The sequence below is a fragment of the Zoogloea sp. genome (genome assembly GCF_028689785.1).
GTDB lineage: Bacteria > Pseudomonadota > Gammaproteobacteria > Burkholderiales > Rhodocyclaceae > Zoogloea.
In genome coordinates this window covers 1-26,847 of the sequence record NZ_JAQVCN010000052.1, presented here as the reverse complement: position 1 = coordinate 26,847, position 26,847 = coordinate 1, and the positions used below count along the sequence as shown (strand labels likewise).

The 26,847-nt window shown below is 63.6% G+C and carries 28 protein-coding genes, 4 tRNA genes and 1 pseudogene; 10 read left to right on the top strand and 23 right to left on the bottom strand.

The window, feature by feature from the left end:
- Positions 1–22: 22 nt before the first annotated feature.
- The 10 genes from rplJ to PHI64_RS18040 form a co-directional block, all read right to left on the bottom strand.
- Positions 23–523, bottom strand: coding sequence for a 50S ribosomal protein L10 (gene rplJ / locus PHI64_RS18085; RefSeq protein ID WP_299885771.1), 501 nt, complete (start codon positions 521–523; stop codon positions 23–25).
- Positions 524–750: 227 nt separating this feature from the next.
- Positions 751–1,452, bottom strand: a complete 702-nt coding sequence (rplA, locus tag PHI64_RS18080; protein WP_299885768.1) for a 50S ribosomal protein L1 — start codon at positions 1,450–1,452, stop codon at positions 751–753.
- A 2-nt stretch (positions 1,453–1,454) separates the two neighbouring features.
- Positions 1,455–1,886 carry a 50S ribosomal protein L11 gene (gene rplK, locus PHI64_RS18075; RefSeq protein WP_299885765.1) on the bottom strand — a complete coding sequence of 144 codons (432 nt, stop codon included), beginning with the start codon at positions 1,884–1,886 and terminating at the stop codon, positions 1,455–1,457.
- Between the two features lie 102 nt (positions 1,887–1,988).
- Positions 1,989–2,522 carry a transcription termination/antitermination protein NusG gene (gene nusG, locus PHI64_RS18070; protein WP_299885763.1) on the bottom strand — a complete coding sequence of 178 codons (534 nt, stop codon included), beginning with the start codon at positions 2,520–2,522 and terminating at the stop codon, positions 1,989–1,991.
- Positions 2,519–2,872, bottom strand: coding sequence for a preprotein translocase subunit SecE (gene secE / locus PHI64_RS18065; protein ID WP_299885760.1), 354 nt, complete (start codon positions 2,870–2,872; stop codon positions 2,519–2,521). The genes nusG and secE overlap by 4 nt, the downstream gene beginning before the upstream one ends.
- A 25-nt stretch (positions 2,873–2,897) precedes the next feature.
- Positions 2,898–2,973 (bottom strand) — tRNA-Trp (locus PHI64_RS18060).
- A gap of 60 nt (positions 2,974–3,033) precedes the next feature.
- Positions 3,034–4,224: an elongation factor Tu gene (gene tuf / locus PHI64_RS18055; RefSeq protein ID WP_299885757.1), complete on the bottom strand. Its 1,191-nt coding sequence runs from the start codon at positions 4,222–4,224 to the stop codon at positions 3,034–3,036.
- A 64-nt stretch (positions 4,225–4,288) separates the two neighbouring features.
- Positions 4,289–4,363, bottom strand: a tRNA-Thr gene (locus PHI64_RS18050).
- Positions 4,364–4,379: 16 nt separating this feature from the next.
- Positions 4,380–4,453: transfer RNA gene (locus PHI64_RS18045), tRNA-Gly, on the bottom strand.
- A gap of 70 nt (positions 4,454–4,523) precedes the next feature.
- A tRNA-Tyr gene (locus PHI64_RS18040) sits at positions 4,524–4,608 on the bottom strand.
- A 124-nt stretch (positions 4,609–4,732) separates the two neighbouring features.
- On the opposite strand from PHI64_RS18040, the gene PHI64_RS18035 reads away from it, so the two are divergent.
- Positions 4,733–5,545, top strand: a complete 813-nt coding sequence (locus tag PHI64_RS18035; RefSeq protein WP_299885754.1) for an HDOD domain-containing protein — start codon at positions 4,733–4,735, stop codon at positions 5,543–5,545.
- Here the strand turns inward: PHI64_RS18035 and rhtB are convergent, their stop codons facing one another.
- From rhtB to nikR, 4 genes are all read right to left on the bottom strand, one after another.
- Positions 5,546–6,166, bottom strand: a complete 621-nt coding sequence (gene rhtB / locus PHI64_RS18030; RefSeq protein WP_299885751.1) for a homoserine/homoserine lactone efflux protein — start codon at positions 6,164–6,166, stop codon at positions 5,546–5,548.
- Positions 6,167–6,201: 35 nt separating this feature from the next.
- Positions 6,202–6,642, bottom strand: a complete 441-nt coding sequence (locus PHI64_RS18025; RefSeq protein ID WP_299885749.1) for an energy transducer TonB — start codon at positions 6,640–6,642, stop codon at positions 6,202–6,204.
- Between the two features lie 540 nt (positions 6,643–7,182).
- Positions 7,183–8,007 carry a nickel transporter gene (locus PHI64_RS18020; protein WP_299885746.1) on the bottom strand — a complete coding sequence of 275 codons (825 nt, stop codon included), beginning with the start codon at positions 8,005–8,007 and terminating at the stop codon, positions 7,183–7,185.
- An 89-nt stretch (positions 8,008–8,096) separates the two neighbouring features.
- A complete protein-coding gene (gene nikR, locus PHI64_RS18015; RefSeq protein WP_299885743.1) occupies positions 8,097–8,354 on the bottom strand; it encodes a nickel-responsive transcriptional regulator NikR in 258 nt (85 codons plus the stop codon).
- 129 nt (positions 8,355–8,483) lie between these two features.
- Between nikR and PHI64_RS18010 the strand changes: the two genes are divergently transcribed.
- Positions 8,484–8,915, top strand: a complete 432-nt coding sequence (locus tag PHI64_RS18010) for a thioesterase family protein (RefSeq protein WP_299885740.1) — start codon at positions 8,484–8,486, stop codon at positions 8,913–8,915.
- Positions 8,916–8,935: 20 nt separating this feature from the next.
- Here the strand turns inward: PHI64_RS18010 and PHI64_RS18005 are convergent, their stop codons facing one another.
- Positions 8,936–9,967, bottom strand: coding sequence for a hypothetical protein (locus PHI64_RS18005; RefSeq protein WP_299885738.1), 1,032 nt, complete (start codon positions 9,965–9,967; stop codon positions 8,936–8,938).
- Between the two features lie 201 nt (positions 9,968–10,168).
- Here PHI64_RS18005 and PHI64_RS18000 point away from each other — a divergent pair, with 201 nt between their 5' ends.
- Entirely contained in the window at positions 10,169–11,005 is an 837-nt protein-coding gene (locus PHI64_RS18000; RefSeq protein WP_299885735.1) for an SH3 domain-containing protein, read from the top strand.
- A gap of 31 nt (positions 11,006–11,036) precedes the next feature.
- On the opposite strand, the gene hypE is transcribed toward PHI64_RS18000, so the two are convergent.
- From hypE to hypA, 7 genes are all read right to left on the bottom strand, one after another.
- Positions 11,037–12,083, bottom strand: a complete 1,047-nt coding sequence (hypE, locus tag PHI64_RS17995) for a hydrogenase expression/formation protein HypE (RefSeq protein ID WP_299885732.1) — start codon at positions 12,081–12,083, stop codon at positions 11,037–11,039.
- 141 nt (positions 12,084–12,224) lie between these two features.
- A complete protein-coding gene (locus PHI64_RS17990) occupies positions 12,225–14,255 on the bottom strand; it encodes a methyl-accepting chemotaxis protein (protein ID WP_299885729.1) in 2,031 nt (676 codons plus the stop codon).
- A gap of 160 nt (positions 14,256–14,415) precedes the next feature.
- Positions 14,416–15,555 (bottom strand): hydrogenase formation protein HypD, encoded by a 1,140-nt coding sequence (gene hypD / locus PHI64_RS17985; RefSeq protein ID WP_299885726.1) that lies wholly within the window; start codon positions 15,553–15,555, stop codon positions 14,416–14,418.
- Positions 15,552–15,794 carry a HypC/HybG/HupF family hydrogenase formation chaperone gene (locus tag PHI64_RS17980; RefSeq protein ID WP_299885723.1) on the bottom strand — a complete coding sequence of 81 codons (243 nt, stop codon included), beginning with the start codon at positions 15,792–15,794 and terminating at the stop codon, positions 15,552–15,554. Before PHI64_RS17980 ends, hypD begins: the two co-directional genes overlap by 4 nt.
- 18 nt (positions 15,795–15,812) lie before the next feature.
- On the bottom strand, positions 15,813–18,185 hold the full coding sequence (gene hypF, locus PHI64_RS17975) for a carbamoyltransferase HypF (protein WP_299885720.1): 2,373 nt from the start codon (positions 18,183–18,185) through the stop codon (positions 15,813–15,815).
- 10 nt (positions 18,186–18,195) lie between these two features.
- Positions 18,196–19,092: a hydrogenase nickel incorporation protein HypB gene (gene hypB / locus PHI64_RS17970; protein ID WP_299885717.1), complete on the bottom strand. Its 897-nt coding sequence runs from the start codon at positions 19,090–19,092 to the stop codon at positions 18,196–18,198.
- Positions 19,093–19,104: 12 nt separating this feature from the next.
- Positions 19,105–19,446 carry a hydrogenase maturation nickel metallochaperone HypA gene (gene hypA, locus PHI64_RS17965; protein ID WP_299885714.1) on the bottom strand — a complete coding sequence of 114 codons (342 nt, stop codon included), beginning with the start codon at positions 19,444–19,446 and terminating at the stop codon, positions 19,105–19,107.
- Between the two features lie 296 nt (positions 19,447–19,742).
- Here hypA and PHI64_RS17960 point away from each other — a divergent pair, with 296 nt between their 5' ends.
- Together PHI64_RS17960 and PHI64_RS17955 are read left to right on the top strand one after the other, a co-directional pair.
- Positions 19,743–20,828, top strand: coding sequence for a transmembrane domain-containing protein (locus tag PHI64_RS17960; RefSeq protein WP_299885711.1), 1,086 nt, complete (start codon positions 19,743–19,745; stop codon positions 20,826–20,828).
- Between the two features lie 15 nt (positions 20,829–20,843).
- A complete protein-coding gene (locus PHI64_RS17955) occupies positions 20,844–21,329 on the top strand; it encodes an N-acetyltransferase (RefSeq protein ID WP_299885707.1) in 486 nt (161 codons plus the stop codon).
- Between the two features lie 82 nt (positions 21,330–21,411).
- Here the strand turns inward: PHI64_RS17955 and ilvD are convergent, their stop codons facing one another.
- The gene (gene ilvD / locus PHI64_RS17950; RefSeq protein WP_299885704.1) at positions 21,412–23,253 is read right to left on the bottom strand and encodes a dihydroxy-acid dehydratase; all 1,842 of its coding nucleotides are present in this window, start codon (positions 23,251–23,253) and stop codon (positions 21,412–21,414) included.
- Between the two features lie 301 nt (positions 23,254–23,554).
- Between ilvD and PHI64_RS17945 the strand changes: the two genes are divergently transcribed.
- The 5 genes and pseudogenes from PHI64_RS17945 to PHI64_RS17925 form a co-directional block, all read left to right on the top strand.
- Positions 23,555–23,692, top strand: a complete 138-nt coding sequence (locus PHI64_RS17945) for a hypothetical protein (protein WP_299885701.1) — start codon at positions 23,555–23,557, stop codon at positions 23,690–23,692.
- A 23-nt stretch (positions 23,693–23,715) separates the two neighbouring features.
- A complete protein-coding gene (locus PHI64_RS17940; RefSeq protein ID WP_299885699.1) occupies positions 23,716–24,483 on the top strand; it encodes an ABC transporter ATP-binding protein in 768 nt (255 codons plus the stop codon).
- Between the two features lie 13 nt (positions 24,484–24,496).
- Positions 24,497–25,219 (top strand): ABC transporter ATP-binding protein, encoded by a 723-nt coding sequence (locus PHI64_RS17935; protein WP_299885696.1) that lies wholly within the window; start codon positions 24,497–24,499, stop codon positions 25,217–25,219.
- A gap of 31 nt (positions 25,220–25,250) precedes the next feature.
- Entirely contained in the window at positions 25,251–26,465 is a 1,215-nt protein-coding gene (locus PHI64_RS17930) for an ABC transporter substrate-binding protein (RefSeq protein ID WP_299885693.1), read from the top strand.
- 57 nt (positions 26,466–26,522) lie between these two features.
- Positions 26,523–26,847, top strand: a pseudogene (locus tag PHI64_RS17925) (branched-chain amino acid ABC transporter permease); the annotation flags it as partial.

Here is a 26,847-nt window from a genome sequence, read left to right as displayed (position 1 = left end):
CGAGTTGCCGGGAATCGACCAATCAGGCCGCGGCTTCTTCTTCACGTTTCTTGGCGAGCGCAGCCAGCAGACCGGCGAAGCCGGACACCGGAGCCTGCATGACGCCCAGCAGCTTGGCCAGCAGTTCGTCGCGGCTCGGGATCGAAGCAAGGGCTTGAACACCAGCCTTGTCGAGCACTTTGCCTGCATACGAACCCGCCTTCAGGACCAGCTTGTCGTTGGTCTTAGCAAAATCAGCCAAAACCTTCGCAGCAGCCACGGGATCAGCCGAAATGCTGTAAATCAGCGGGCCGGTCATTTGATCGGCCAGGCCGGCAAACGGCGTATCCGCCACGGCGCGTCGTGCCAGGGTGTTCTTCAGCACACGGAGGTAAACGCCAGATTCGCGAGCCTTGGCACGCAGAACGGTGAGATTGCCCACCTCGATACCTGCGTATTCAGCCACGACGATGGTCTGGGCGTTTGCAACTTGTGCCGACACCTCAGCCACTACGGCTTTTTTGTCGTCGAGATTCAGACTCAAGGTCTTTCCTCCTATCAAGTCAACACGCGATGAATGAGTTCACCGCACCTACGGCGACCTGGATCAGGAGTTTGGCTTTCCTTTTAAAGAAGAGCCGGATTCCTGTTCTGGGGCACCGTCTACGCAGGTTTTCGATGATTAAGCGACTTAGGCTCACAGCCCGCGCCGCACCTGCGGTCTTTGACGATCCGGCTGACAAACCACGTTTGCCAGCCGTCCCAAAGTTCTTACTGCTGTCCGCTCAGGGTAGAGGGTTCCACGCGAACACCGGCGCCCATGGTGGACGACACGGCAACCTTGCGCAGATACACACCCTTGGAGGCGGCGGGCTTGGCCTTGACCAGCGCGTCGATCAGGGCGGCAACGTTCTGTTGCAGCGCTTCGACGGTAAAGGAGGCACGACCCACGGTGGCATGAATCAGACCACCCTTGTCGGTGCGGTACTGAACCTGACCAGCCTTGGCATTTTTCACGGCGGTGGTGACGTCCATGGTCACGGTGCCAACCTTCGGGTTCGGCATCAGGCCACGAGGACCGAGGATCTGACCGAGTGCACCAACGACGCGCATGGCGTCGGGAGTGGCAATACACAGATCGAAATCGATGTTGCCACCCTTCACCTGCTCGGCCAGGTCGTCGAAACCGACGACATCGGCACCCGCCGCACGTGCGGCCTCAGCCTTTTCACCCTGGGCGAACACGGCGACGCGAACGCTCTTGCCGGTACCGGCAGGCAGCACGACGGAGCCACGAACCAGTTGGTCGGACTTCTTGGCGTCGACGCCAAGATTCACAGCGATATCGACGGACTCGTCGAACTTCGCGGTGGCGGACTCCTTGACCAGCGCGAGGGCTTCAGTCAGGGCATAGGACTTGTTGCGGTCGACCTTGGCACGCAGGGCCTGAACGCGCTTGGAAAGCTTTGCCATGATTAGAGGCCCTCCACGGTGATGCCCATGCTGCGAGCGGAGCCAGCAATGGTGCGGATAGCGGCTTCGACGTCGGCAGCAGTGAGATCCTTGACCTTGACCTTGGCGATCTCTTCGCACTGAGCCTTGGTGATCGAGCCAACCTTATCGGTATGGGGCTTGGGCGAACCCTTCTGGATGCCGGCGGCCTTCTTGATCAGGATGGTGGCCGGGGGAGACTTCATCACGAAGGTGAAGCTCTTGTCGGCAAATGCAGTGATCACCACCGGAATCGGCAGACCGGGCTCAAGACCTTGCGTCTGAGCATTGAAGGTCTTGCAGAACTCCATGATATTCAGACCGCGCTGACCAAGAGCCGGACCGATCGGGGGGCTGGGGTTGGCTTTGCCTGCAGGCACCTGCAGCTTGATGTAGCCAATAATCTTCTTTGCCATCTGGCAACTCCTTATCGAGTACAAACGCACGGCTCACGCCGCGCTCCTCTTTTTCCCTTGCGGGCACAAAACGGGGCGTCACTTTGTGACACCCCACGACGATCAGGTCTTTTCCACCTGACCAAAATCCAGCTCCACGGGCGTGGCGCGGCCGAAAATCGTCACCGACACCCGGATCTTGCTTTTTTCGTAATTAACATCTTCAACAGAACCGTTGAAGTCGGTAAATGGGCCTTCCTTGACGCGAACCATTTCGCCAACTTCAAACAACACCTTCGGGCGCGGCTTATCAACGCCATCCTGCATCTGCTGCATGATCTTTTCGACTTCCTTCTCGGAAATCGGGGTCGGCTTGTTGGCCGTCCCACCAACGAACCCAGTCACCTTGGGTGTCGACTTGATCAGATGCCAGCTGTCATCGTTCATTTCCATTTCCACCAGCACGTAGCCGGGAAAGAACTTGCGCTCGGAAATGCTCTTCTGACCGTTCTTCATTTCGATGACTTCTTCAACGGGAACAAGGATCTGACCGAAGAAGTCTTGCATGCCAGCCCGGGCAATGCGCTCAACGAGTGCGCGCTGCACCGATTTTTCAAAGCCGGAATACGCGTGTACGACGTACCAACGCTTGCTCATGATTTTTTCCAGCCAAGAATCAGGTCATAAAGCGCCCATTCGAGCGTCTTGTCGGTGACCCACAGAAAAACCGCCATGATCAGCACGAAAGCAAACACGATACCGGTCGTTTGGAACGTCTCCTTGCGGGACGGCCAGACGACCTTCTTTGCCTCGGCAACAGTCTCGCCCGCAAAAACGGCAAAACGCTGCCCAGCCTCGGTTTTCCAGGCCACAGCAGCGCAAAGGGCAACACCTGCGAGCACCGACAGCACACGCAAAACCATCGCCTGTTCGGAGAGCAGATAGAAGCCCACAACGCCGGCCACCAGTAGAACCAGTGCCAGCGCAAACTTGATTTTGTCGGCCATTAAAACTTGAGTCCGGATGAAACGGTGGCAGGGGCAGAGGGAATCGAACCCCCAACCTTCGGTTTTGGAGACCGACGCTCTGCCAGTTGAGCTATACCCCTGCAGCAGAGACTACAGACCACCTCGCGGGGGCGAGGCGATCTGAGTACGACTATCGAAACTTACTCGATAACCTTGGCAACGACGCCAGCGCCGACGGTACGACCGCCTTCACGGATGGCGAAACGCAGACCTTCTTCCATGGCGATCGGCGCAATCAGCTTCACGGTCATGGAGACGTTGTCACCCGGCATCACCATCTCGGTACCTTCCGGCAGGGCGATGGAGCCCGTCACATCCGTGGTACGGAAGTAGAACTGGGGACGGTAGTTGTTGAAGAACGGGGTGTGACGACCACCCTCTTCCTTCGACAGCACATACACCTCACCCGTGAAGTGGGTGTGCGGCTTGATGGAGCCCGGCTTGCACAGCACTTGACCGCGCTCGACGTCTTCACGCTTGGTGCCACGCAGCAGCACGCCCACGTTGTCGCCAGCCTGACCTTGATCCAGCAGCTTGCGGAACATTTCCACGCCAGTGCAGGTGGTCTTCACAGTCGGCTTGATGCCGACGATTTCGATTTCTTCACCAACCTTGACGATGCCGCGCTCGACACGACCGGTCACCACGGTGCCACGACCGGAAATCGAGAACACGTCTTCGATCGGCAGCAGGAAGGGCAGATCAACCGCACGCTCGGGGGTCGGGATGTAGGAGTCGAGCGCATCAGCCAGGCGGAAAATGGAGGGTTCGCCGATATCGGACTGATCACCTTCCAGCGCCTTCAGGGCGGAACCCTTGATGATGGGCACATCATCACCCGGGAAGTCGTACTTGGAAAGCAGCTCCCGCACTTCCATTTCAACCAGCTCAAGCAGCTCTTCGTCGTCAACCATGTCGCACTTGTTCAGATAGACGATGATGAACGGAACACCAACCTGACGGGCCAGCAGAATGTGCTCCCGCGTCTGGGGCATCGGGCCGTCAGCGGCAGAACAGACCAGGATGGCGCCATCCATCTGCGCAGCACCCGTAATCATGTTCTTCACGTAGTCGGCGTGACCCGGGCAGTCCACGTGGGCGTAGTGACGACCATCGGTTTCGTATTCAACGTGAGCGGTGTTGATGGTGATGCCACGAGCCTTTTCTTCCGGCGCCGCATCGATCTGGTCGTAGGCCTTGGCCTCGCCGCCGAACTTGCGCGACAGAACGGTCGTGATCGCAGCCGTCAGCGTGGTCTTGCCATGGTCAACGTGACCAATCGTGCCAACGTTTACGTGCGGCTTTTTCCGCTCGAATTTTTCCTTAGCCATATCATCAACCCCGCAAAAAAATCAGGAAATCGGAAACCAATTAAGACCGAAACACCCAGAAAGATGGTGCTCATGGGCAGGATTGAACTGCCGACCTCTCCCTTACCAAGGGAGTGCTCTGCCACTGAGCTACATGAGCTTCCACACACTCAACCTGGAGCGGGTGAAGGGAATCGAACCCTCGTCATAAGCTTGGAAGGCTTCTGCTCTACCATTGAGCTACACCCGCTATACAACGCACGACTCACAATCACCACTTCATGCCTAAACACAAACATGGAGCAACAGCATAAAACCGTTGGTGGAGGGGGAAGGATTCGAACCTTCGAAGGCAGTGCCGTCAGATTTACAGTCTGATCCCTTTGACCGCTCGGGAACCCCTCCAAGCGAGAAGCGCGCATTATAGGCACCCAAACAAACACTGTCAAACGCTATTTTCAAATATTTTCCTGGCTTGTGCTGTAATGGCAACGAAGCCGGGAAATCGGCGCAAGTAGGGCATGGAAACATGAACAAGGACGTACTGATTGACGCTGTACTGGCAAGCGGGGTCGTGCTGCCGGCCCCCGGGCCGGGCTTCCTTCGGCTGCAGGCAGCAGCCGCAGACGAGAACGCCGGCCCCCGGGAACTGGCCTTCGCCGTCAGCCACGATCCGGCCATCACCGGAGCCCTGCTACGGGTTGCCAACTCTCCGGTTTTCCGGCCGCGCAGCGCTCCCCGCTCTGCGCTGGAGGCCATCACCATGCTCGGCCGGACCCGCACCATGGCCACGGCCGCAAGTACGGCCCTGCGCAGCCAATGCGGCGGGCTGGACCCTGCCGTGGTCGAGTCTTTGTGGTCGGCCAGCGCAAGGGCTGCCGAGCTGACTTATGCAGCCAGCCGCCAGACATCATTCAAGGCATTTGCGGATGCGGCCTATCTGGCGGCACTGATGCAGGACGCCGGACTGGCGGTGATTCTCAAGCGCACCCCGGAGCACAGCAAAGTGTTTCGCGCCCAAGGCCCTGCCCTGGAGGCCAGCGCCCGTGCCTTGGATGTGCTCAGCGGAACGGATCATGCGGCCGCGAGCTTTCTGGTTGCACGCAATTGGAAGCTCCCCGCTGATGTATCCGAAGCCATTCGTGTCCATCACGACCCGCGTGGCGCCAGTCGCCTCGCTGACGCCCCTAGGCGGATCGCGATGCTCCTCGCGGCCGGGCGACGGCTGAGGGATGGCATGTCACCCGACTGGATCGACTGGGCTGAAATGGTGGAGCATGAGTTGGCGCTGGACGACGCGGCCCTTAATGAACTCGCAGCGGACTTCGATGCCGCGCGCTGATCAATGCCGCGAACTGCCGGCCAGGAGCAGACCGGCACTGACAAACAGCCCACCGAAGATCCGGTTCTGCAGCACGGCCGCCCGAGGGCTGCTCGTCAGACCGCGAAATCGGCTGGCGAGAAGGGCATAGCAAGACATTACCAGGGTATCGACACTGCACATGGTTGCAGCGATGACGAGAAACTGGGGAGGCTGGGGCCTTGACGGGTCGATGAACTGGGGCACGAGCGCCGCAATGAAAACAATAGCCTTCGGATTGCCAAGATTGACCAGAATACCCTGACGGTAAAACCCCTCGGGCACATCCGCCTCCAGGGCTGCGCCTGCCCCCTCCTCGACCCTTGCCCGCCATTTCCGGATGCCAAGCCACACCAGATAGCCCGCACCGACCAATTTCACCACCAAGAATGCGGTTTCCGAAGCGGCCAGCAGGGCGCCAAGGCCCGTGGCCACCAAAGCCAGTTGCAGCAACAGCGCCGTCTGCAAGCCAGCAATGCCCGCCAAGGCGTGCCAGTAGCCATGGCGCAGACCGACGCTCATGCTCAGTACGGCGCCGGGCCCAGGGGAGACGGCAACCACCAGGGCTGCGGCCAGGAAGCCCAGCCAGAGATGCAGGGACATGAATGCTCCGAGTAAAGTCAGATTTGCTTCGCCGGCTAACCAGCGGGATCGCCTTCGAGATTGAAACGCACGGGCACTACGACAACCCCCTCAATCGGCTCTCCACCTCGCCGGGCCGGCGAAAACCGCCAGTGCCACACCGCAGTCAGGGCCGCGTCATCAAGGGACTCGTGGCCGGAACTTTCGCGCACCTTCACTGCAACAGGGATACCTTCGGCGGAAACCCGGACATCCAGGCGCACCAACCCCTCCAGCCCACGCCGACGGGCCATGATCGGATAGGCCGGTTTCGGGTTATGAAGGTAGCTGGCGCCGAAACCTGGAGGCGAATAGGTGGCTGCCCCTCCATTGGCTGACGGTGCGGCAGATGTCCCAGCCCCCGCTGCAACCGCCGTAGCAGCAAGCGCGGGCTCCGGAGCCGGATGGGGCGTGGCCGACACGGCTGGCGCTTCAGCATCGGCACGTGGAGCCGTCATCAGATGCGGTACTGGCTTGGCATGGGGTTGAGCCTGGGGCGACCGTGTATTGACCTGCCGCTGCGGCGCCAACGCTGCCGGGGATTTCACGGGCTGGGGTCGAGGAGGCTCGGGAAGCCGGGCGGGGGGCGGTTCCGGCGTCAGGCGGGCCTCAAGAACACGCGGCGCCTCCACCTCTTGTCGAAGCTTCCCACCTCCGAACCCCAGCACCAGTCCATGGGCCGCAAGGGACACCACGACGGCGTAGGTCAAGCTCCGGTCCATCATCAGACGCTCAGGCGCAAAACTCGCCCCTGCGTGCAGGTATCTGGCGCTTGGAAATGAGCCTCGGTGGCAGGCAATTTCAGGGGTTTCAATGCAGACTCTTGGGATGAACGACGCTTCAGGGGAATTCGGACACATCGGGATCATGTGCCGACAGCGCAAATTTGTCGCGCAGTGCAGCAAACAGCCTTAAGCGTGGTCAAGAATGCGAATCGTACAGAATTGTCCGCGCTCGGTGGGCACAAACCGCCACGGCGGGGCCCTCCACGCCCAAGCTCAACCCGGGATATCTACCGCGTGAGCAGGAGCGCGGGCGAGTCGCTGACCAAGCAGGAAACTGGAGAAGATCACCGCCATCACGCCTGCCCCGAAAAGCAGCGCCTTGCCCTCCCCCCAGGCATCCAGGGTCGGCGCCAGCATCCGTGCCAGGCTCCATGCCGCCACCAGCAGACTGATGCCTGCCACCGCCAGCGCCATCACCCGTGAGGCGATCCGCGCAGTGGCGTCTGCGCGCGCAATCAGCCGGGCAATCCACAGCCCGTTGGCACCGTCCGCCAGCAACATGCCGGCCATGAAGACGAGCCCCAGGCCTGCCGCCGGCAGCCAGCCGCCGGCCTGAACACCCGCCATCGCAAACAGCGCAGCCTGGCTGACCGTATCGAAGGACAAGGCGAACAGGGCCCCCACCAGCGCCACCCCTGCGGGGTGACTGACCTGCCCGCTGCGCGCCACCCATCGCCCCTTGAGCCCCACCGGACGCACCATTTCGTGCGCTTCGGCAGCATACACCGCACGCAAATTGAGCACGCCGAGCAAAACCAGGACGGTGATGGATATCCACGCTCCCGAGCTCTCCAGCCACTCCGGCACAGCCCATCCCTGGGAAAGCAGGCTTGCACCCACGGCGATGACCACCACCACCGCACCATGCCCGAGGGAAAACAAGCTGCCGCAGAAGCGCGCCAGCCTCGGCCGGACCGCCGCGTTGTAGCGTGTCAGGCCATCAATGGTGGCGAGGTGATCTGCATCGAAACCATGCTTCAGGCCCAGCACGAATACCAGCAGAACAAGGGCGAGACCATCGGAAGGGAGATCGTGCATGACCGGCACCTGCACAAAGTTATGAACTTAACAGTTTAGTTCATACAACAATCGTGCCAAGCCGGCAGCGCCTCACCAGGGGGTGCCCATCAGCTCCGCGGGCGATCATGGTGCGCGTGCTGGGCGTGGGTTACACGCTCGGCAAGTTCCCGCTCAGGGTGGTTGTACACGTAGGACAGATTGGCGATGCAGTGCGGTGCGTCCTCCCGCACCAGGCGGCTGGCTTCAATTTGTGCACGCAGGATGTCGCGCACGGCCTCCGAGCGGTTGGAGTAACCCCGAGTAGCGATCAGAGCATCAAACTCCTGGGCCAGTTCTTCATCGAGGGAAATGGTGAATCGCTCCACGGCGGCTCCATGGTCAGTACGACCGGGGCATTCTGCCCGGCGGGCACGCCAGGCGCAATTGACCGCCGCTGGATGCCGGCAGGCTGCGATAATCTCGCGAATCCCCGAATCCTCCTTCTACGAGACATCATGACCCGCGTATTAATTGACCTGCCCGAGCACTTCGTCTTCAGCACCGAGATTCCGATCTATATCAGCCACATCAACTACGGCCACCATCTGGACAACGCGGCCCTGGTCGGCCTGGTGTCGGAGGCCCGGGTGCGTTTCCTCAAACACCTGGGCTACACAGAGTTGGATGTGGAGGGCGTCGGTATCGTCGTTGCCGACGCAGCGCTGCAATACAAGTCCGAGGCCTTCCACGGCGAAACCCTGCTCTTCGAAATGGCACCCGCGGAATTCAATAAGTACGGTTGCGACCTGGTATGGCGTGCCAGCGACAAGGCCAGCGGTCGTGAGGTAGCACGAGGCAAGACCGGCATCATCTTCTTCAACTACCAGGCCCGTCGCCCGGCGGGCGTACCGGCTGGCTTCCGGGCCAAGACCCTGTCTGCCGACTGAATACCCCGCCCAACAGTGGCTCAGACCTTCAGATCCACCTGCTGCAAAGTCCCCACGCCACCGTCCTCGCGGGCATAGATGCCGGAGCTGCGTACCGCACCGAGGTTCTCGCCGCCCTCCTTGAGCGTAAAGGGTGTGGTCACCCGCCCCAGGTAGAGCGCGCCGATGCGGGCTTCGCCCAGGCTCACCACCGTGCCGCCACCTTTGGCGTCCGGGGTCCACACCCCAAGACGGGAAAACACCGGATCGGCCTCGTCGATCCAGCCATTGGCATCGCTGTCATGCAAAGCCAGGTCGGCAAAGCCGTCACCGCTGGCGGGCCCGAACAATTGCCGGCCCGACGTGACCTGCGCCCCTTCCCGCGCATCAAGCACCAGAAAGCCACTGCCCTGCTGCAGCACGGGCATGGCCACCTCCTTGCCATCCCCCATCAGATCGAAGCTGAAGCGCTGGCTGCTAAGGCTGGCGGCGTTCTCCGAAAAATTGACCACCAGCGGATCCTTGCTCACCGCGTTACCGGCCCTCAGGGTGAGCTGGTGGGTTTCCGTTTCGCTGCGCCACATGGACAGGGCCACGCTGAAACCGATCTCGCGACCATCCGCGGTACGAATCGTCCCTTCGGCGGCAAACCGGGTTTCCTCACTGTGGGTACGCGTCTCGGTGCGATCGTACTCGACACCGAACTCCGGCTCCTGCTCGTTGGCCGCCCCGGTCGACCGGGCGGACTCCGCCGCCACCTGATCAGGATTCATATCCGATGCAGACATCAGGTGGATGCGCTGCCCGGTAAGCATCTCGACAATGGAGCGTAGAAGCTCAAGCCGCGGATCCGCCTCCACCTCATCCGTCGAAACCGGTGCCGCCGGGGCCGCCTTTTCAAGATCGAAGGCCTGCCTGGCCGCATCGGAAACCACCACCGCCCGACTGGGCGGACGCGCCTCCCCCGAGCCGGGGCGCGGCCCGATCCACGCTCTCAGGCGCTCGTCCACGTCGACCGTGCTGCTGGCCCTATGGGTGGCGGCGAGATCCATGCTGGCAGCGGCGACTTTCATGGCGGACTCCTAACAGATCAGGGACTTGCCCCCTTCAACGGCGGACAGAGAAGCAACTTGACCGGCACAGGGGGCGCTGACAGGCTTGCCCGCGGGGCGAAATCTGCGCTTACAGTCCCATGTCGGTCCCGCCCCCTGCCCGGTGCGTTGATCCCCCATATCGCCCCCCTTGTCAGGAGCACGTCCCTCTCGGACAAACACTTGCCCTTCCCCACCCTGCTCCGCACCCTGGCCATTGCCGCGGCCCTGCTGCCCGCAGTGGACGACGCTCGCCCGGCCTACATCACCGAGCCCATTCGCCTGTATGCCGGACCGGGGCCGGACTACCCCCAAATCGCGTTACTCCCTCCAGGCATGGAGATCGACGTAGTGGGCTGCCTACAGGGCTACCAGTGGTGCGACCTGGTCACCCGGGACGGCTTTCGGGGCTGGGCTTGGAGTGGCGCGCTCAGCTTCTCCTGGGCCGGCGAACCCCTGCCGATCATCCAGTACGGACCCTCCCTCGGGATTCCCTTGATCAGCTTCATCATCGGCGATTACTGGGGCCATCATTACCGGGATCGCCCCTGGTATGGCGACCGGCACCACTGGCGCCCCGCGCCGCCGCCGGCCCTATACCGCGCCCCGCCACACCGCATGGAGCCCCATCCCGGGCCGCCTCCGGGCTGGCGTCCTGGCTGGAATCCGGGCCGGGACCACGAACGCGAACATCGCTGGCAGGACGACAGGCGTCGCGACGGCCCCCGGGACGACTACCGCAATGCACCGCCCCGTCAGGAGCGGGAGCGCGCTCCCCGGCAGGAGCCACCGCCCCCCATCTCATCCCCCCGGGCCGCCCCCCAGCCGAACCCGGGGGGCTGGGGCCAGCAGAATGCCCCGCGACAGGAGATGCCACGCATGGAGGCCCCCCGCCCGCAGGGTGAGCCCAACTCGCGCTTCCGCCCCCCGACGGAGATGAACAACCCGCGGGACAACAATCGGGGCCATGGCGGTGAGGGCGGACGGGGCCAGGAAAACCGCTTCGGCGGGCGGCAGTAAACGCTACCGGCCACCAAACGAAGTCAGGAGATCAGCAGATCCGCGGGAGCTGCTCGCCAGCCAGCCAGTCCACCATCCTGCGCCCTCCAAGCACGGTCTTCATCTGCACGAAACGATGCGTATCGGCGATCACCTCGCCGATACGGGCGGCCTGCAGCCCCAGCGGATGGCTGCGCAAGGCGGCCACCAGGCCTGCGGTCTCGGCGGGCGGACACACCGCCACCAGCTTGCCCTCGTTGGCGATGTGGAGCGGGTCCAGCCCCAGGAACTCGCAGGCTGCCGCCACCTGGGGCGCAACGGGGATCGCTGCCTCATCCAGGACCATGCCCACACCGGATTGCTGGGCAATCTCGTTGAGGGTTGCCGCCAACCCGCCGCGGGTCGGGTCACGCAACAACCGCAGACCCGGCGCCGCTGCCAGGGCACACGCGGCCAGTCCGTGCAGGGCCGCACTGTCGGAAACGATGTCGGACTCGAAGGCCAGATTCTCCCGCTGGGCCATGATCGCCATACCGTGATCTCCCAGTGTGCCCGACACGATGACCACATCCCCCGGACGGGCATTCGCACCTGAGAGATCCCGCCCCGCGGCAAGGGCTCCCACCCCCGTGGTGGTGATGAAGACCCCGTCGCCCTTGCCCCGCTCCACCACCTTGGTATCCCCCGTCACCACCGGCACGCCGGCCCCACGGGCAGCGGCGGCCATGCTGGTGACGATGCGCTGCAGGTCGGCAAGGGGAAAGCCCTCTTCGAGGATGAAGCTCGCTGCAAGGTAGAGGGGGCGGGCCCCCATCACGGCCAGATCGTTGAGCGTGCCGTGCACCGACAGGCTGCCGATATCTCCCCCCGGAAAAAACAGCGGAGACACCACGTGGGCATCGGTGGCCAGAACCAGGCGCTCCCCCGGGCCAGGCGCCGGCAGCACGGCCCCATCGTCGCCCCGGCGCAGCCAGAGGTTGTCGAAGGCACGGCCAAAGAGCTCGGTGATGAGCTGGACCATTGCGCGACCACCGCCCCCGTGGGCAAGGTCCACGCTGCCGTGGCGCAGGTCGAGGGGGCGGAGACAGGGCCTTTTCATCGCAGGGCCGCCCCAGGATGAAAAGCTCCCCCTCGGAGAGCAGCGAGCCGCATCGCGGAAAGCGTGGGGATTTCTTTCATAGGTAGAGGTGCTGCGGCGCAAACCTGCAGTACCTTCGGAGCATACTGCGCCCCGCCCGCGTCAGGCGAGAACCCGTTGATTGCCGGTGAGGTTCTTGAGGGTGTCGGCCACTGATTTGGTGTGATCGGCCGTACCCGCCGTCTTGCCGCTGAAAGCCTCGATGTCGGACAACAAGCCAGACAGATTGGAGACATCCCCGGCCTGACGCTCGATTTCCCCGGCCACCCGCCCGATCTCGTTGGCCAGGGTCGAGATGTCGGCACCGATCTCGCCGGCACTCGTGCGGGACTTCTCCGCCAGTTTGCGCACCTCGTCGGCAACCACGGCAAAACCGCGACCCGCCTCGCCAGCCCGGGCGGCCTCGATGGCAGCATTGAGGGCAAGCAGGTTGGTCTGGTCGGCGATCTGCTGAATCACCTCCACCACCCCCTGTATGCGCCCGCTGGCATCAGCCAGCTTGCGGGCACTGTCAGCAGCCTCGGCGGCCTGGCGGGTCAGCTCACCCACCGTATCGCTGGCCGCATGCACCACCCTCCCCTGCTCCTGGATGTGGCCGGTGAGACTGCCCACCGAGGCATACAGATCCCCGGCACAGTGCTCCAGCTGACGGGCAGTGTCGTCGCGGATATCGTGGGACTCCCGGAGGGTCTGACCCAAGCTGTTCAGGCCATGCACCACCAGGGCAATGTTGTCGTCGAAACTGGATGGGTCTAGCTGGCTGTCGAAGGCCTGGGACTGGTAATCGGCGATCTGCTTGACGATAACCCGCGACAGGCCGGCCAGTTTGGCGCTCTGACGGCGCAGGAAGAAGGCCTTGAACTCACCATAGTGAGCGACGAAATTGTCCACGTAGTCGTCGCGGAAGGGCGCGCCCTCCGGCACCCGGAAGAAGAACACCGCTGTCAGGGTCTGATTGAGGTTGAGGCCGAGGATCTCGCCAAAGGTCGAGAAGCCCGCCAGCTGTTTGCAGGGCAGCGCCGAACCAACCTTCGACAATTCCTTGTCGTTGTATAGGCGACGCAGGATGCAATCGTTGAGGATTCCAGCCACCGGCGCTCCGGGCTTGCCTGCCATGAAGGCACGGAAATCCTGCTCCGTGCTCTGCACCAGGCTGGTGCGGCGCACCAGCAAAAGCTCCTCGCCCGGCGAGATGTCACAGTAGAAATTCACCCGCCCTGCCGACAGATCGACGTTGACCACCGAGCGGACGAAAATCTCCTTGCCCACCTGGATCGCAAACGAATAGTCGGCCAGCTTGCTTTCCAGGTCCTGCGGCGCACAGCGGAAATGGGCGCAGAGGGCTTCCACAAACGGCACGATGCGCCCCTCCGCATCGATCACCTGGCTGACGTAACGCTGCTCCAGCGATGCACCGATGACCGGGAAGTGCGGGCCGTCAGGCACAAAGTTCTGGCTTTTCAGGACACCGAAACGGACCCCCTTGGGCATCTTCAGAAAGGCGATGAGGGCATGGTTCTCGAGGCGACGGCTGCCGTCATGAATCCAGGTGTTTTTGAAATCGAACTTGCCACCAGCCGACCCGCCTACGAACAGGCAGGGGAAACGTCCCGAATCATAGAGAGCTTCCATAAAGAAGGACTCGGAGGCAGACAGGCCATCGAAGAGCACATAAGCCAGCGTGTCACGGTAATCAATATCGATGTCCGCCCGGGCGGCCTGGATGCTGCGGGCAATCCGGGCGACCCGCTCCTTCACCGGAAGCTCGCTCTGCTGGCAACGCAGATCCTCGCTACCCAAGGGCACCGCGATGACCTGGGCACGGGCGACCAGGCTTGCATCGAAGCACTGGATCACCACCCGATCCCAGCTGCCGCCAGTGCGGCAGTAAAGGCTCTCGTTATCGCCGCACAGCTCGCCAGCCGTGGAGCAAAGCATGACCGGCACCCCCGGAAAGCGGGCCGTCACGTCACGGGCAATCGGGTCGATGTCCACATGGGGCGACACGTAACCACTGATGAAGGTGGGCGAGAGGGAGGTGGCGGCGAGGGTTGCCGCCACTTCGGACGCCCGGCACTGCAGAACTGCGACGCCCGGCGAAGGGGCACCGCGCAGGCTTCTGAAAAGCTTCACTCCGTTGTCTCCTTGCGGGCCTCGAAGCGGGCCCATGGGCGCTTATCGGCAGCAAGAAGCAGAGGTTGACCCTTTCTGCGGGATTTCCCTCACACCCGCAAGACCGCCACCCGCACAGCATTGCCCTCTTTTGACACAAAGACTTGGATAAAACGCTCCATCACTCAGCAACAATCGGACAATGGCGGAAGCGCCCGTAGGTGTAGTGTGCGGCACACGCCCCTTCAGACGACACCATGCACGAGCCCATCGGATTTTCCGGCGTGCAGGCGGTACCGAACAACCGGCACTCACGGGGCGTCCGGAGGCCACGCAGGATAGCCGCGCATTCGCAGGCCGGGTGGTCCGGCACTACCTGATAGTGCAAGCCGAAACGCTGCTCCGCATCCAGCCCGGCGTACGCATCGGCGAGCCGGAGGGCGGATGCCGGCAGCCCCCCCAGGCCCCGCCATTCAAAGGACTCCCGCACCGCCAGCACCTCGGCCACCAGTGCCTGGGCCTTAAGATTGCCGCTTTCGGTGACGGCGCGGGTGAACTGGTTCTCCACCTCGGCGCGCCCCTCATTAACCTGACGCACCAGCATGAGGATGGCCTGCATCACGTCCAGGGGCTCGAAGCCGGCGATCACCACCGGCTTGTGGAAGGCCGCGGCGAAGCCGGTGTAGGGACGGCTGCCGATGACGGTACTGACATGAGCCGGGCCAACAAAGCCATCCAGCGGCACAGCCTCCAACGCGCCCGCCGGGGGTGAGGCCAGAATCGCGCTGATCGCCGCCGGTGTCAGCACATGACAGCACAGCACGCTGAAGTTCTTCAGCCCCAGGCGGGCTGCCTCGCGAATCACCACGGCAGTAGGTGGCGTGGTCGTCTCAAAACCGATCGCAAAGAACACCACCTGGCGGGCCGGCTCCCGGCAGGCCAGGGCCAGCGCATCGGTAGCGGAATACACCATCCGGATGTCGCCCCCCTCAGCCCGGGCCCGCAGCATGGAGCGCCCGCCCGAGGCCGGCACACGCAGGGTGTCGGCGTAGGTGCACACCGTTGCCCCGTGATCCAGGGCCAGGCTGATGGCCTGATCAATACGACCGATGGGCAGCACGCACACCGGACAACCGGGGCCATGCACCATACGGACGCCGGCCGGCAACAGATCGGCTAATCCGTAGCGCGAAATGGTGTGGGTGTGGCCGCCGCAGAACTCCATGAAGGCATAGCGCCGGCCGGGCGGCAGCTCACGGGCGATGGCCGCCCCCAGCCGCCCGGCCAGCGTACCGTCGCGGAACTCATCCACATACTTCACGGTGGGCCGTACTCCCCGTCGCTGGTAACGCCCACCTCACGCATCAGCGCCAGGGTCCAGGCCGCCTCCTCAGGATCGAGCCTTGCCAGGGCAAAGCCCACATGCACGATCACGTAATCGCCACAACACACCGCGTCCACAAGCGCGAGGGAAACCGTCTTGCGCACACCGCCCAGATCCACCCTTGCCTGGCCGTCGGGCAGAAGTTCGACCACTCGGGCGGGAATGGCGAGGCACATGGCTTCCAGATCCGCGGTTCAGATCACACCCTGGCGCAGGCTGGCCCGCGCCACCCAGGCCTGCCCCAAGGCGAGGCCGCCGTCGCCGGGCGGGACATGCTGGGCCTCAAAGACAGCCAGCCCCCGCGCCTGCAGACGATGACGCAGCCCCGCCGACAGCAGGCGGTTGTGCATGCAGCCCCCCGCCAGCACCACACTGCGGATACCGGTGGTGCGTGCCGCATCACTTACCCATTGGGTCAGCGCCTCAGTCAGGGTGGCGTGGAAATGGGCGGCCCCCCGCGCGGCATCGTTCTCGTCCGCGAGTTGCATGAGCAGGGGGTAGAGATTGAGCACGGACAGGCCGGGCTCGGCCCCTGTGTCGATGTGATAGCCACCCGGTAGAGGCAGGCTGGTGCCGAAGCGGCAGGCCAAGGCCTCCAGCAGCATCCCTGCCTGCCCCTCGTAGGTCATGTCTTCACACACCCCCAGCAGGCCGGCGGCGGCGTCGAACCAGCGCCCGAGGCTGGTGGTGGGCGGGCAGCGGGTACCCCGCAACAGCATCCCGAGCACCTGCTCCACATTCGGCCGAGCGGCGAACCGGGTGATGGCTTCGTCGCCACGGCCCAGCACGTGGAGCACCCCGCAAGCCATGCGCCAGGGCTCGCGAGCAGCCCGGTCGCCGCCGGGCAAAGGCAAAGGGCTCAGGTGCCCCAGGCGCCGAAACGCGGCTCCCTCCACGTACAGCAGCTCGCCTCCCCAGGGCATGCCGTCGGTGCCAAGCCCGACGCCATCGGCGGCCAGGCCAAGGACGGGTTCGTCGAGCCCATGCTCGGCACACACGGCGGCGATATGTGCATGGTGGTGCTGAACCGGAATGGCCGGAATCCCCAGCCGATCCGCCAGGGCAAGGGCGGCACGGGTAGAGTAATAGTCCGGGTGAGCATCATGGGCCAGCGCTGCCGGACGCATGGAGAGGATGGTCTGGAGATGTTCGGCAGCCTCATCAAGGGCTTTGCAGGCGGCGGGATTATCGAGCCCACCGATATGCTGGGACAGGAAGGCCTCCCGCCCACGGGTCAGGCACAGGGTGGCCTTGAAATGGGCACCGAAGGCCAGCACGGCCGGCCCGTCATCGGGCAGAGGCAAGGAGAGGGGCGTGAAGCCCCGCGCCCGGCGCTGGAACTGAACGCCCCCGTCCGCCTCCTCCCGCCCTCCGGCTGGGAGGTCAGGCCGCAGGCGCAGTACCGAGTCATCACAGCGCACCACGATATCCCGGTCGTGCATGAGCAACACATCGGCAATCTCGCCCAGGCGCTCGAAGGCCTCCTCGTTGCCCTGCACCAAGGGCTCGCCGTGGGGGTTCGCACTGGTCATCACGAGCACCAGGGGCTGAACTTCGTCCAGCCAGGCCGTACCGGCAGGGCGGCCAGCAGCCTCGTGGAAGAGCAGGTAGTGAAGCGGTGTATAGGGCAACATCAGACCAAGCTCGTCGAGCCCAGGAGCCACGCCGGGCAGCGCCTCATCAAAGGATGGCTGCTTGTCGAGGAGGACGATCGGCCGCTCTGGGCTTTCGAGGCTTGCCGCCTCGGCGGCGGAGACCCGCGCCCACTGCGCCGCGCTCGGCACGTTTGCGCACATCAGGGCCAAGGGCTTGTGGGGGCGCAGCTTGCGCGCGCGCAGGCGGGCCACGCTCTCTGCCTGCGATGCGTCGCAGGCCAGGTGAAACCCTCCCAGGCCCTTGATCGCCACGATCTCGCCGAGCTTCAGCCGACGTACGGTTTCGGCCACCGGATCACGCGCCAGAGCCCGCACACCGTGGGGCTCAAACAGACTCAACTGCGGCCCGCAGGCCGGGCAGGCATTGGGCTCGGCGTGAAAGCGCCGATCCCCCGGGTGATGGTACTCAGCCTCGCAGCCGGGGCATTGCTGAAAACCGGCCATGCTGGTGCGGGCACGGTCGTAGGGCAGCGAGCGGGTGATGGTGTAGCGCGGACCGCAGTGGGTGCAGTTGATGAAGGGATAGCGCCAGCGCCGATCATCCGGATCGAACAACTCCCTCAGGCACGACGGGCACACCGCCACGTCGGGGCCGATGGCCGTGGCCACAGCCCCTTCGACGCTGGGCAGGATCAGGAATGCCTTGCGGGACAGATCTGGAGGAATGACCTCCGGCTCGATCGAATCGACTCGGGCCAAGGGGGGTGCCTCAGTGACCAGGCACTGGGTGAAGGCATCAAGCAGGGGCTCACTGCCCTGAATCTCGATCTCCACGCCCCCCCCGTCATTGCGCACCCAGCCCACCAGACCGAGGGTAGTGGCAAAGCGATACACGAACGGCCGGAAGCCCACACCCTGCACGACACCCCGGACACGCAGACGGCGGGCAACACGGCTTGGATCGACGAACATCAGCATGCGCTCATGCCCCCTTGCCGGCGTAGAGATCCGCCTTCAGCGGGACGACAGTCCGAGCCTCATCAAGATGAACATCCACCCAGTCGAGCCAGGCATCGAAACCTGCACCCGTGGTGGCAGAAACCGGAATCACGACCAGGGCGGGATTGACCCGCAGGGCAAAATCGATAGCTTTATCCACGTTGAAATCCACGTAGGGAAGGAGGTCAGTCTTGTTGATCAGCATTAGGCTGGCAGCGGCAAACATGTTTGGATACTTGAGGGGTTTGTCGTCCCCCTCGGTCACCGACAGCACCACGACCTTGGCCCGCTCCCCCAGATCGAAGGCCGCGGGGCACACCAGATTGCCCACGTTCTCGATCAGCAGCACGCTGTCGACCGGTGGCGCCAGCCGGCTCAGGGCCTGACCGACCATCAGGGCATCCAGGTGACAGCCCTTGCCCGTGTTGATCTGCAGGGCCGGGGCGCCGGTGGCCCGAATGCGCTCGGCGTCAAAGCTGGTCTGCTGATCCCCCTCGACGACACTCACGGGCACCCGGGCCTGTAGGGCTTCAATGGTGCGCACCAGCAACGTGGTCTTGCCCGCACCGGGGCTGGACACCAGGTTCAGGGCCAGGATGCCGCGCCCGGCGAGCCAGCGTCGGTTCTCGTCGGCCAGGGCATCGTTTCTGGCGAGGATGCGCTGCTCGATGCTGAGCATCCTCGCCTGACTCATTCCCGGGGCCTGGGCCCCCGCCGGGCCGCGGCCATAGTGAGCCGCCTCATGGGAGTCGGTGACGCGCCAACCTCGGGGCGACACTTCGCCGGCAGCATCGCCGGGCCGCCCCTGCCTGGCGCCCTGCCCCGTCGGGAGCCCTTCAATACGGGCTTCTCCGGCCCCACAACCGCACACATTGCACATGTCACAACACCTTCACTCGATTTCAAGTTCTTTCACCCGCATCTCGGTGCCACCGGTCACCTGCACACGGTAGCCACCACAGCGAGGGCAGGGATCGTACAACTCGGCGATTTCCACCTGAGCAGCGCACTGCGCGCACCAGCCAGTCCCCGGCACCCGGTCGATCTGCAGTACGGCCCCATCGGCCGGCCCACCTTTCATCACCGCGTCAAAACAGAAGCGGAGGCTATCGGGTTCGACTACGGCCAGCTGACCGATTTCCAACACCACCGTCCGGACACGACCGAAGCCCTGATGCCGGGCAGTCTCTTCAACGATCTGGCGGATTCCTTCAGCCAGCGACATCTCGTGCATCCACACCCCCTTGCTTGCCGAACCGTCCTGACGCTCGGCGGCCCCACAATACGCCTTTCCCCGGACGAATTGCGAAGGACGGCCGACCACCGCCCTGGGGCCTACATCCACGGCCAGGGCGCGACTAGGGCACTGACACGGGCTGGACGACACCCTCACCATGCGGAACAAATATGAAATGTGTCATCTCCCTTCCTTGAACCCTCTGAAAAGGCAGCGACAATATGACTTTTGTCGCATCATCGAAAACTTTCCGCTACAACTTTGAAAGCGCCCTGCTTTAAGGTGCCGAGACCATGAAAGTACTCTTGACCGCCGTTTCGGCCTTCGCCCTGTTTGCGACACCGGCCATCGCACAAACGCCCCCCGGCGCCCCCGCTCAGGCGTCCTCCCAGGCCGACAGCCCCGCGGAAGAGTCTGCCCTGCCAAGCCCTCCCAAGATCAGCCGCTGGGAAAACACCGGCATGACCCCGCTAGAAGCACGGGATTGGCAGGCCTACAACCTGACACCGAACGAAGCCGTCAATTGGAAGCGCGCCGGCTTCACCCCCCTGGTCGCCCGGACCTGGTCGGACAAGGGTTTCGACCCCGATGAGGCGCGGGAGTGGCTCGACTCCGCCAAGACCAGCCGCAGCCTGATGTCCGAGCTCGATCAGTCCGACCCGAGCCAATGGAAACGCGAGGGCTTCTCCCCCAGCGACCGGCTGGCCTGGTGGGAAGCCGGTTTTGTGTTCGACGACGCGGTCCTGCTCGCCCGGGCTGGCATGTCACCAGCCGATGCAGCCTGGAACGGTCACGAAAAGCTCAAGGAACTCAAGGGAAGCGCAGCGGCAGCCGAAGCCGCCAGCGCGGACACCGCCGCCCAGCAAAACCCAGCCCAGGCATCTGCAGCCCCCAGCCTCGCTTCAATCTGGGGCGTGGTCGGGCCCTATGTCACCTTCGGGTTGGCCATCTTCGTGGCCTTCATTTCGGGCGGTTTCGCCTTCTTTCTGCTCCGTCGCAAGCAAATCAACCGCCAGCTCACAAAGTCCGACTCAGACGCCACGGGGCCCGACAGCGAGTTGCCTGCGCCCGTTGAATCGCCCCCTACCCGAAGCTTCGGAAGCTATCAAACCAAACGCCGGCCGGCACGACGCTTCGCCTTTGCCAGAACTTCCAATCCGTACTGCATACACTGCAAGAGCGTCGATGTCCGCCCCTCGCGCATGCATCCGCACCGCTTTGCGGGCATCAACTTCACGGAGTACTTCCGCTGTCGCAAATGCGGCCGGCACTTTGCCATCGTGAGCTACACCCCGATCCTGGCTGCGGGCGGTGCCGTCGTCCTGGTGCTGACCTTCATCACCGCCGGCTTCATCTACACCGTCTCCCAGATCCACTGAGGCTGCCGCCCACCCATGCACACCCTTCGCATCCAGCCTGTGGACTTCGAAGATCCGGCCTGTACGGACGACTTCCTCAATCTACTCGACCACTACATGCGCAGCCCCAGCGGAACCGGCAAGCCAATGCCCGCCGAGTTGCGCACCCGCCTGCCGACCGAGCTGCGCAAGCGCCCGACGGTACTGAGCTTCGTGGCCTATCAGGATGGCCGTGCCGCCGGGCTGATCAATTGCGTGGAAGGCTTTTCAACCTTCGCCGGCAAGCCCCTGCTGAACATCCACGACATCATCGTCCACGAGGACTTCCGTCGCCAGGGCATCGCCCGGGCCCTGCTGACCCACGCCGAACAGGCGGCTTTGGCGCTTGGCTGCTGCAAGCTGACGCTGGAAGTTCTTGAAGGCAACGGCGGTGCCCGCGAGGCCTATACGGGCTTCGGTTTTCAGGCCTATCAGCTCGACCCAGCCATGGGACAGGCCTTGTTCATGGAAAAGAAGCTATAACAGCGGAACGCACTCACTGCACGGTGTTAACGCAGAAGCCCGGCCTGAGCCGGGCTTCTGCGTTAACCGCCAGCACTGAAGATCAGCGCTGAACCTGGGTCACATCACGGACTGCACCCGTGTCGGCGCTGGTGGTAAGCGCGGCATAAGCCTGCAGGGCGGCCGACACATGACGCACCCGGTTGGCCGGCTTCCAGCCACGGGCATCCTGGGCCACCCGGCGACGGGCCAGCTCGGTATCACTAACGGCCAGGTGAATGCGCCGGTTCGGGATGTCGATCTCGATCACATCCCCCTCCTCCACCAGACCGATGGCACCGCCACACCCGGCCTCGGGCGAGGCATGGCCAATGGACAGGCCGGAGGTACCGCCGGAGAAGCGCCCGTCGGTGAGCAGGGCGCAGCTCTTGCCAAGGCCCTTGGACTTCAGGTAGCTGGTCGGGTAGAGCATTTCCTGCATGCCCGGGCCGCCCTTCGGGCCTTCGTAACGGATCACCACCACATCGCCCGCCACGATCTGGTCGGCCAGGATACCGGCCACGGCATCCTCCTGGCTTTCGAACACGCGGGCCCGGCCAGTAAACTTCCAGATGGATTCATCAACACCCGCGGTCTTGACGATACAGCCCTTCTCGGCAATGTTGCCGTAGAGCACGGCCAGGCCGCCGTCCTGGCTGAAGGCATTGGCCTTGTCACGGATCACACCCTTGCTGCGGTCCAGATCGAGCTCGTTCCAGCGCCGATCCTGGCTGAAAGCCACCTGGGTTGGCACGCCACCCGGGGCAGCCTTGTAAAAGTTGAACACGCCGCTGTCGTGGGCCTGCATCACATCCCAGCTGGCCAGGGCCTCGGCCATGGTCTTGGAGTGAACGGTGGGCAGGTCGGTGTGCAGCAGACCGGCACGGTTGAGCTCGCCGAGGATCGCCATGATGCCGCCGGCACGATGCACGTCTTCAATGTGCACGTCCGCCACGGCGGGCGCCACCTTGCACAGGCACGGCACCTTGCGCGAAATACGATCGATGTCCTTCATGGTGAAATCCACACCGGCTTCCTTGGCCGCGGCCAGAAGGTGCAGCACGGTATTGGTGGAGCCGCCCATGGCCACATCAAGGCTGATCGCATTCTCGAAAGCCTTGAAACTGGCGATGGCGCGGGGCAGGACGGACTCGTCGTCCTTCTCGTAATAGCGCCGGGCCATATCCACGATGGTGCGACCCGCACGCAGGAACAGTTGCTCGCGATCGGCGTGGGTGGCCAGCACGGTGCCGTTGCCGGGCAGGGACAGGCCCAGGGCCTCGGTCAGGCAGTTCATGGAGTTGGCGGTGAACATGCCGGAACAGGAACCGCAGGTCGGGCAGGCGGAACGCTCGATGGCATCCACCTCTTCATCCGAACAGCTGCTGTCCGCGGCCTTGACCATGGCGTCCACCAGGTCGAGGGAAATCACCTTGGCCTCCCACTTGACCTTGCCGGCCTCCATTGGGCCACCGGACACGAAGATCGCCGGAATATTGAGGCGCAGGGCGGCCATCAGCATCCCCGGGGTGATCTTGTCGCAGTTGGAGATGCACACCATGGCGTCGGCCGTGTGGGCGTTGCACATGTACTCCACGCTGTCGGCGATCAGGTCGCGGCTGGGCAGGCTGTAGAGCATGCCGCCATGGCCCATGGCAATGCCGTCATCGACGGCGATGGTGTTGAACTCCTTGGCCACACCACCGGCCTTCTCGATCTCCCGTGCGACCAGCTGCCCCAGATCCTTGAGGTGCACATGACCCGGCACGAACTGGGTGAAGCTGTTCACCACGGCGATGATCGGCTTTTCAAAATCGCCGTCCTTCATGCCGGTGGCGCGCCACAGGGCGCGGGCGCCGGCCATGTTGCGACCGGCGGTGGAAGTGCGGGAACGATACTGAGGCATCTCGGGGGACTCCGTCTGCAAACATGTGGTTTTACTGCCAGCCTTCCATTCTAGCTCGTCAGACTGCTGGTGCTGCGACTCGATGCGCGCCTGCTTACCACAAGCGCTTTACGCCGGCGTCAGTTCGGGTATTCCCCCATTGGCCGGTGGACGGGGATAGGCCCCTAATAAAGGCATAAACACAGTAGGCATAAGGCTTTCAGCCCGGGGCACAAACGCACCATTCGTTACCTTTGAGCAACGGTGTAGACACGCTCCGGCCCTAGTCTTGATGCCATAAGAAAACAACGGAGACCTTGCCATGACTGCACTGACCATCCTGGCCGCAGCCCTCACCTTCGGCCTCGCCATCGCCATGGCACGCCACCTCGCAGCCCGCCAGCGGCAACCCGCTCCCCAACGCCTGCCCGTCCGCTGCTCCACTCCGGCGAAATACTGATTTCACCCAACCCGGGAAGTCCCATGAGCGATTTCATCCTCGAAACCGCCGGTCTGACCAAGGAATTCAAGGGTTTTGCGGCTGTCTCCAACGTGGATCTCAAAGTCCGCCGCGGTCACATCCACGCCCTGATCGGCCCCAACGGCGCCGGCAAGACCACGGTCTTCAACCTGCTTACCAAGTTTCTGCCCCCCACCCGCGGGAGCATCACTTTCGACGGTCGCGACATCACCCGCGAAGCCCCAGCGGCCACCGCCCGCCGCGGCCTGGTACGCTCATTTCAGATATCAGCCACCTTCCCCCACCTCACGGTGATGGAGAACGTGCGCATCGGCCTGCAGAAGAAACTCGGCACCGAGTTCCATTTCTGGCGTTCCGAAAAAAGCCTCGACGTGCTCAACGACAGAGCCATGGAGCTGCTCGAATCGGTGGACCTGGGCAGCTTTGCCGACACCGTCACCGCAGAGATGCCCTACGGGCGCAAGCGCGCCCTCGAGATCGCTACGACCCTGGCCCTCGAACCCACCATGATGCTGCTGGATGAGCCGACCCAGGGCATGGGCCAGGAGGACATCGGGCGGGTGGTCGAGCTGATCCGCAGGGTATCGGCCAAGCGCACCATTCTGATGGTGGAACACAACCTGTCGGTGGTGGCCAATCTGTGCGACCGCATCACCGTGCTGCAGCGTGGCAGCGTGCTGGCCGAAGGGCCCTACGAGGAAGTGTCGAAGAACCCGCAGGTGCTTGAGGCCTATGTGGGCTCCAGCGACATGAACGACGCCCACCACTGACCGGAAGCGATCCATGACCAGCGCCTTCGACCCCAAGCCCGAAATGCTGCGGATCCACGATCTGCACGCCTTCTACGGCGAATCCCACATCCTGCATGGCATCGACCTCAACGTCGGCCGTGGCGAATGCGTGACCCTGCTCGGGCGGAACGGCTCGGGCCGCTCCACCACCCTCAAGTCCATCCTCGGACTGGTTGGCCGGCGTAACGGTTCCATCATGGTGAATGGCAAGGATGTGATCGCCGAGCCCACCCACCGCATGGCCCGCTACGGTATCGGCTACGTGCCCGAAGAGCGCGCGATTTTCGCCTCCCTGTCCACCGAGGAAAACCTGATGCTGCCCCCCCAGGTGGCCAGCGGCGGAATGAGCGTGGACGAGATCTACACCATGTTCCCCAACCTCCTGGAGCGCCGCAACAGCCCGGGCACCAAACTCTCGGGCGGAGAGCAGCAAATGCTCGCCATGGCCCGGGTTCTACGCACCGGCGCCAAGCTACTGCTCCTGGACGAAATCACCGAAGGCCTCGCCCCGGTCATCGTCAAAAAACTTGGTGAGGTGATCATCGAGCTCAAGAGGCGCGGCTTCACCATCGTGCTGGTGGAGCAGAACTTCCGCTTCGCCGCCCCGCTGGCCGACCGCCATTACGTACTCGAACACGGCGAGATCATCGCCACGATCACCCGGGACGAGCTCCCCGGAAAAATGGACTGGCTGCACCAAACCCTCGGCGTCTGAGCCGGATCAATACAACAAGGAGGAGAGAGACATGACCATGAAGAAAGCGATTTCCATCGCCTGTACCGCCGCCCTGGCCGCCCTGTCTGCAGGAGCCCAGGCACAGATCTCCGGAGGGGTGGTGAAGATCGGCGTGCTGACCGACCTGTCGGGCACCTATTCCGACCTGGCCGGCTCCGGGGCCGTGCTAGCCACCAAAATGGCCGTCGAGGACTTCATCGCCAAGGAGAAGCCCGGCTTCAAGATCGAGGTGGTCAGCGCCGACCACCAGAACAAAGCCGACATCGCCTCCAACAAGGCCCGCGAGTGGTTCGAGCGTGAGGGCGTGGACACCGCCACCGAGCTGGTCACTACCTCTGTCGCTCTGGCCGTGATGAAGATCGCCAAGGAGAAGGACCGCATCGCCCTGATGAGCGGCCCGGCCTCCACCCCCATTACCAACGAGCAGTGCAACGACGTCACCGTCCATTACACCTACGACACCTATGCACTGGCCAATGGCACCGCCAAGGCCGTGACCAAGCAGGGCGGCAAGAGCTGGTTCTTCCTGACCGCCGACTACGCCTTCGGCCAGGCCCTCGAGAAGGACGCCTCGGCCGTCGTCAGCGCCAACGGCGGCAAGGTATTGGGCTCCGTGCGCCACCCCTTCCCGGGCTCCGACTTCTCGTCCTTCCTGCTCAAGGCCCAGGCCTCCGGCGCCCAGGTAATCGGACTGGCCAACGCCGGTGCCGACACCACCAACGCTATCAAGCAGGCCGCCGAATTCGGCATCACGCCCACCCAGTCCCTGGCCGGCCTGCTGATGTTCATTACCGACATCCATTCCCTGGGCCTCAAGACCACCCAGGGCATGTACCTGACCGAGGGCTTTTACTGGGATCTCAATGACGAGACCCGCGCTTGGTCCAAGCGCTTCTTCGGCGTTCAGAAGAAGATGCCGACCATGGTCCAGGCCGGTCAGTACTCCTCGGTGTACCACTACCTCAAAGCCGTCAAGGCCGCCGGCACCGATGACACCAAGAAGGTAATGGCCCAGATGAAGAAGATGCCGATCAACGACTTCTTTGCCAAAAACGGGCAGATCCGTGAAGACGGCCGGATGGTCCACGACATGTACCTGATGCAGGTGAAGAAACCTGCCGACTCCAAGTACCCGTGGGACTACTACCACGTCCGCCAGACCATCCCGGCAGCCGAGGCCTTCCAGCCCCTGTCCCAGTCCCGCTGCCCGCTGGTCAAGAAGTAAGCCGCTGCAACCACGACCCCGGGGCGGCCTCGCGCCGCTCCGGCTCTGGAGTGACCCATGGAAATCTTCGGCGTCCCAACCGCCCTGCTGGGCAGCCAGCTGCTGGTCGGCCTGATCAACGGCTCGTTCTACGCGATCCTCAGCCTCGGCCTGGCCATCATCTTCGGCCTGCTCAACATCATCAATTTCGCCCACGGGGCCCAGTACATGATGGGCGCCTTCATCGCCTGGCTGGCCCTGACCAAATTCAACATCAACTACTGGGTGGCCCTGATCGCCGCGCCGCTGCTGGTGGGCTTGTTCGGTGTCCTCCTGGAGCGCACCATGCTGCGCAAGCTGTACAAGCTTGATCACCTCTACGGCCTCCTGCTCACCTTCGGCC

Coding starts and splice junctions, on each gene's coding strand:
- PHI64_RS17960 (WP_299885711.1), top strand. CDS start 19,743: ATGAAAGTACTCTTGACCGCCGTTTCGGCCTTCGCCCTGTTTGCGACA.
- tuf (WP_299885757.1), bottom strand. CDS start 4,224: ATGGCTAAGGAAAAATTCGAGCGGAAAAAGCCGCACGTAAACGTTGGC.
- ilvD (WP_299885704.1), bottom strand. CDS start 23,253: ATGCCTCAGTATCGTTCCCGCACTTCCACCGCCGGTCGCAACATGGCC.
- hypA (WP_299885714.1), bottom strand. CDS start 19,446: ATGCACGAGATGTCGCTGGCTGAAGGAATCCGCCAGATCGTTGAAGAG.
- PHI64_RS17945 (WP_299885701.1), top strand. CDS start 23,555: ATGACTGCACTGACCATCCTGGCCGCAGCCCTCACCTTCGGCCTCGCC.
- hypF (WP_299885720.1), bottom strand. CDS start 18,185: ATGTTCGTCGATCCAAGCCGTGTTGCCCGCCGTCTGCGTGTCCGGGGT.
- PHI64_RS18020 (WP_299885746.1), bottom strand. CDS start 8,007: ATGCACGATCTCCCTTCCGATGGTCTCGCCCTTGTTCTGCTGGTATTC.
- nusG (WP_299885763.1), bottom strand. CDS start 2,522: ATGAGCAAGCGTTGGTACGTCGTACACGCGTATTCCGGCTTTGAAAAA.
- PHI64_RS18005 (WP_299885738.1), bottom strand. CDS start 9,967: ATGAAAGTCGCCGCTGCCAGCATGGATCTCGCCGCCACCCATAGGGCC.
- PHI64_RS18010 (WP_299885740.1), top strand. CDS start 8,484: ATGACCCGCGTATTAATTGACCTGCCCGAGCACTTCGTCTTCAGCACC.
- hypE (WP_299885732.1), bottom strand. CDS start 12,083: ATGAAAAGGCCCTGTCTCCGCCCCCTCGACCTGCGCCACGGCAGCGTG.
- PHI64_RS17955 (WP_299885707.1), top strand. CDS start 20,844: ATGCACACCCTTCGCATCCAGCCTGTGGACTTCGAAGATCCGGCCTGT.
- PHI64_RS17930 (WP_299885693.1), top strand. CDS start 25,251: ATGACCATGAAGAAAGCGATTTCCATCGCCTGTACCGCCGCCCTGGCC.
- PHI64_RS17980 (WP_299885723.1), bottom strand. CDS start 15,794: ATGTGCCTCGCCATTCCCGCCCGAGTGGTCGAACTTCTGCCCGACGGC.
- PHI64_RS18035 (WP_299885754.1), top strand. CDS start 4,733: ATGAACAAGGACGTACTGATTGACGCTGTACTGGCAAGCGGGGTCGTG.
- rplA (WP_299885768.1), bottom strand. CDS start 1,452: ATGGCAAAGCTTTCCAAGCGCGTTCAGGCCCTGCGTGCCAAGGTCGAC.
- PHI64_RS17940 (WP_299885699.1), top strand. CDS start 23,716: ATGAGCGATTTCATCCTCGAAACCGCCGGTCTGACCAAGGAATTCAAG.
- rplK (WP_299885765.1), bottom strand. CDS start 1,886: ATGGCAAAGAAGATTATTGGCTACATCAAGCTGCAGGTGCCTGCAGGC.
- PHI64_RS18025 (WP_299885749.1), bottom strand. CDS start 6,642: ATGACGGCTCCACGTGCCGATGCTGAAGCGCCAGCCGTGTCGGCCACG.
- PHI64_RS17935 (WP_299885696.1), top strand. CDS start 24,497: ATGACCAGCGCCTTCGACCCCAAGCCCGAAATGCTGCGGATCCACGAT.
- hypB (WP_299885717.1), bottom strand. CDS start 19,092: ATGTGCAATGTGTGCGGTTGTGGGGCCGGAGAAGCCCGTATTGAAGGG.
- secE (WP_299885760.1), bottom strand. CDS start 2,872: ATGGCCGACAAAATCAAGTTTGCGCTGGCACTGGTTCTACTGGTGGCC.
- rhtB (WP_299885751.1), bottom strand. CDS start 6,166: ATGTCCCTGCATCTCTGGCTGGGCTTCCTGGCCGCAGCCCTGGTGGTT.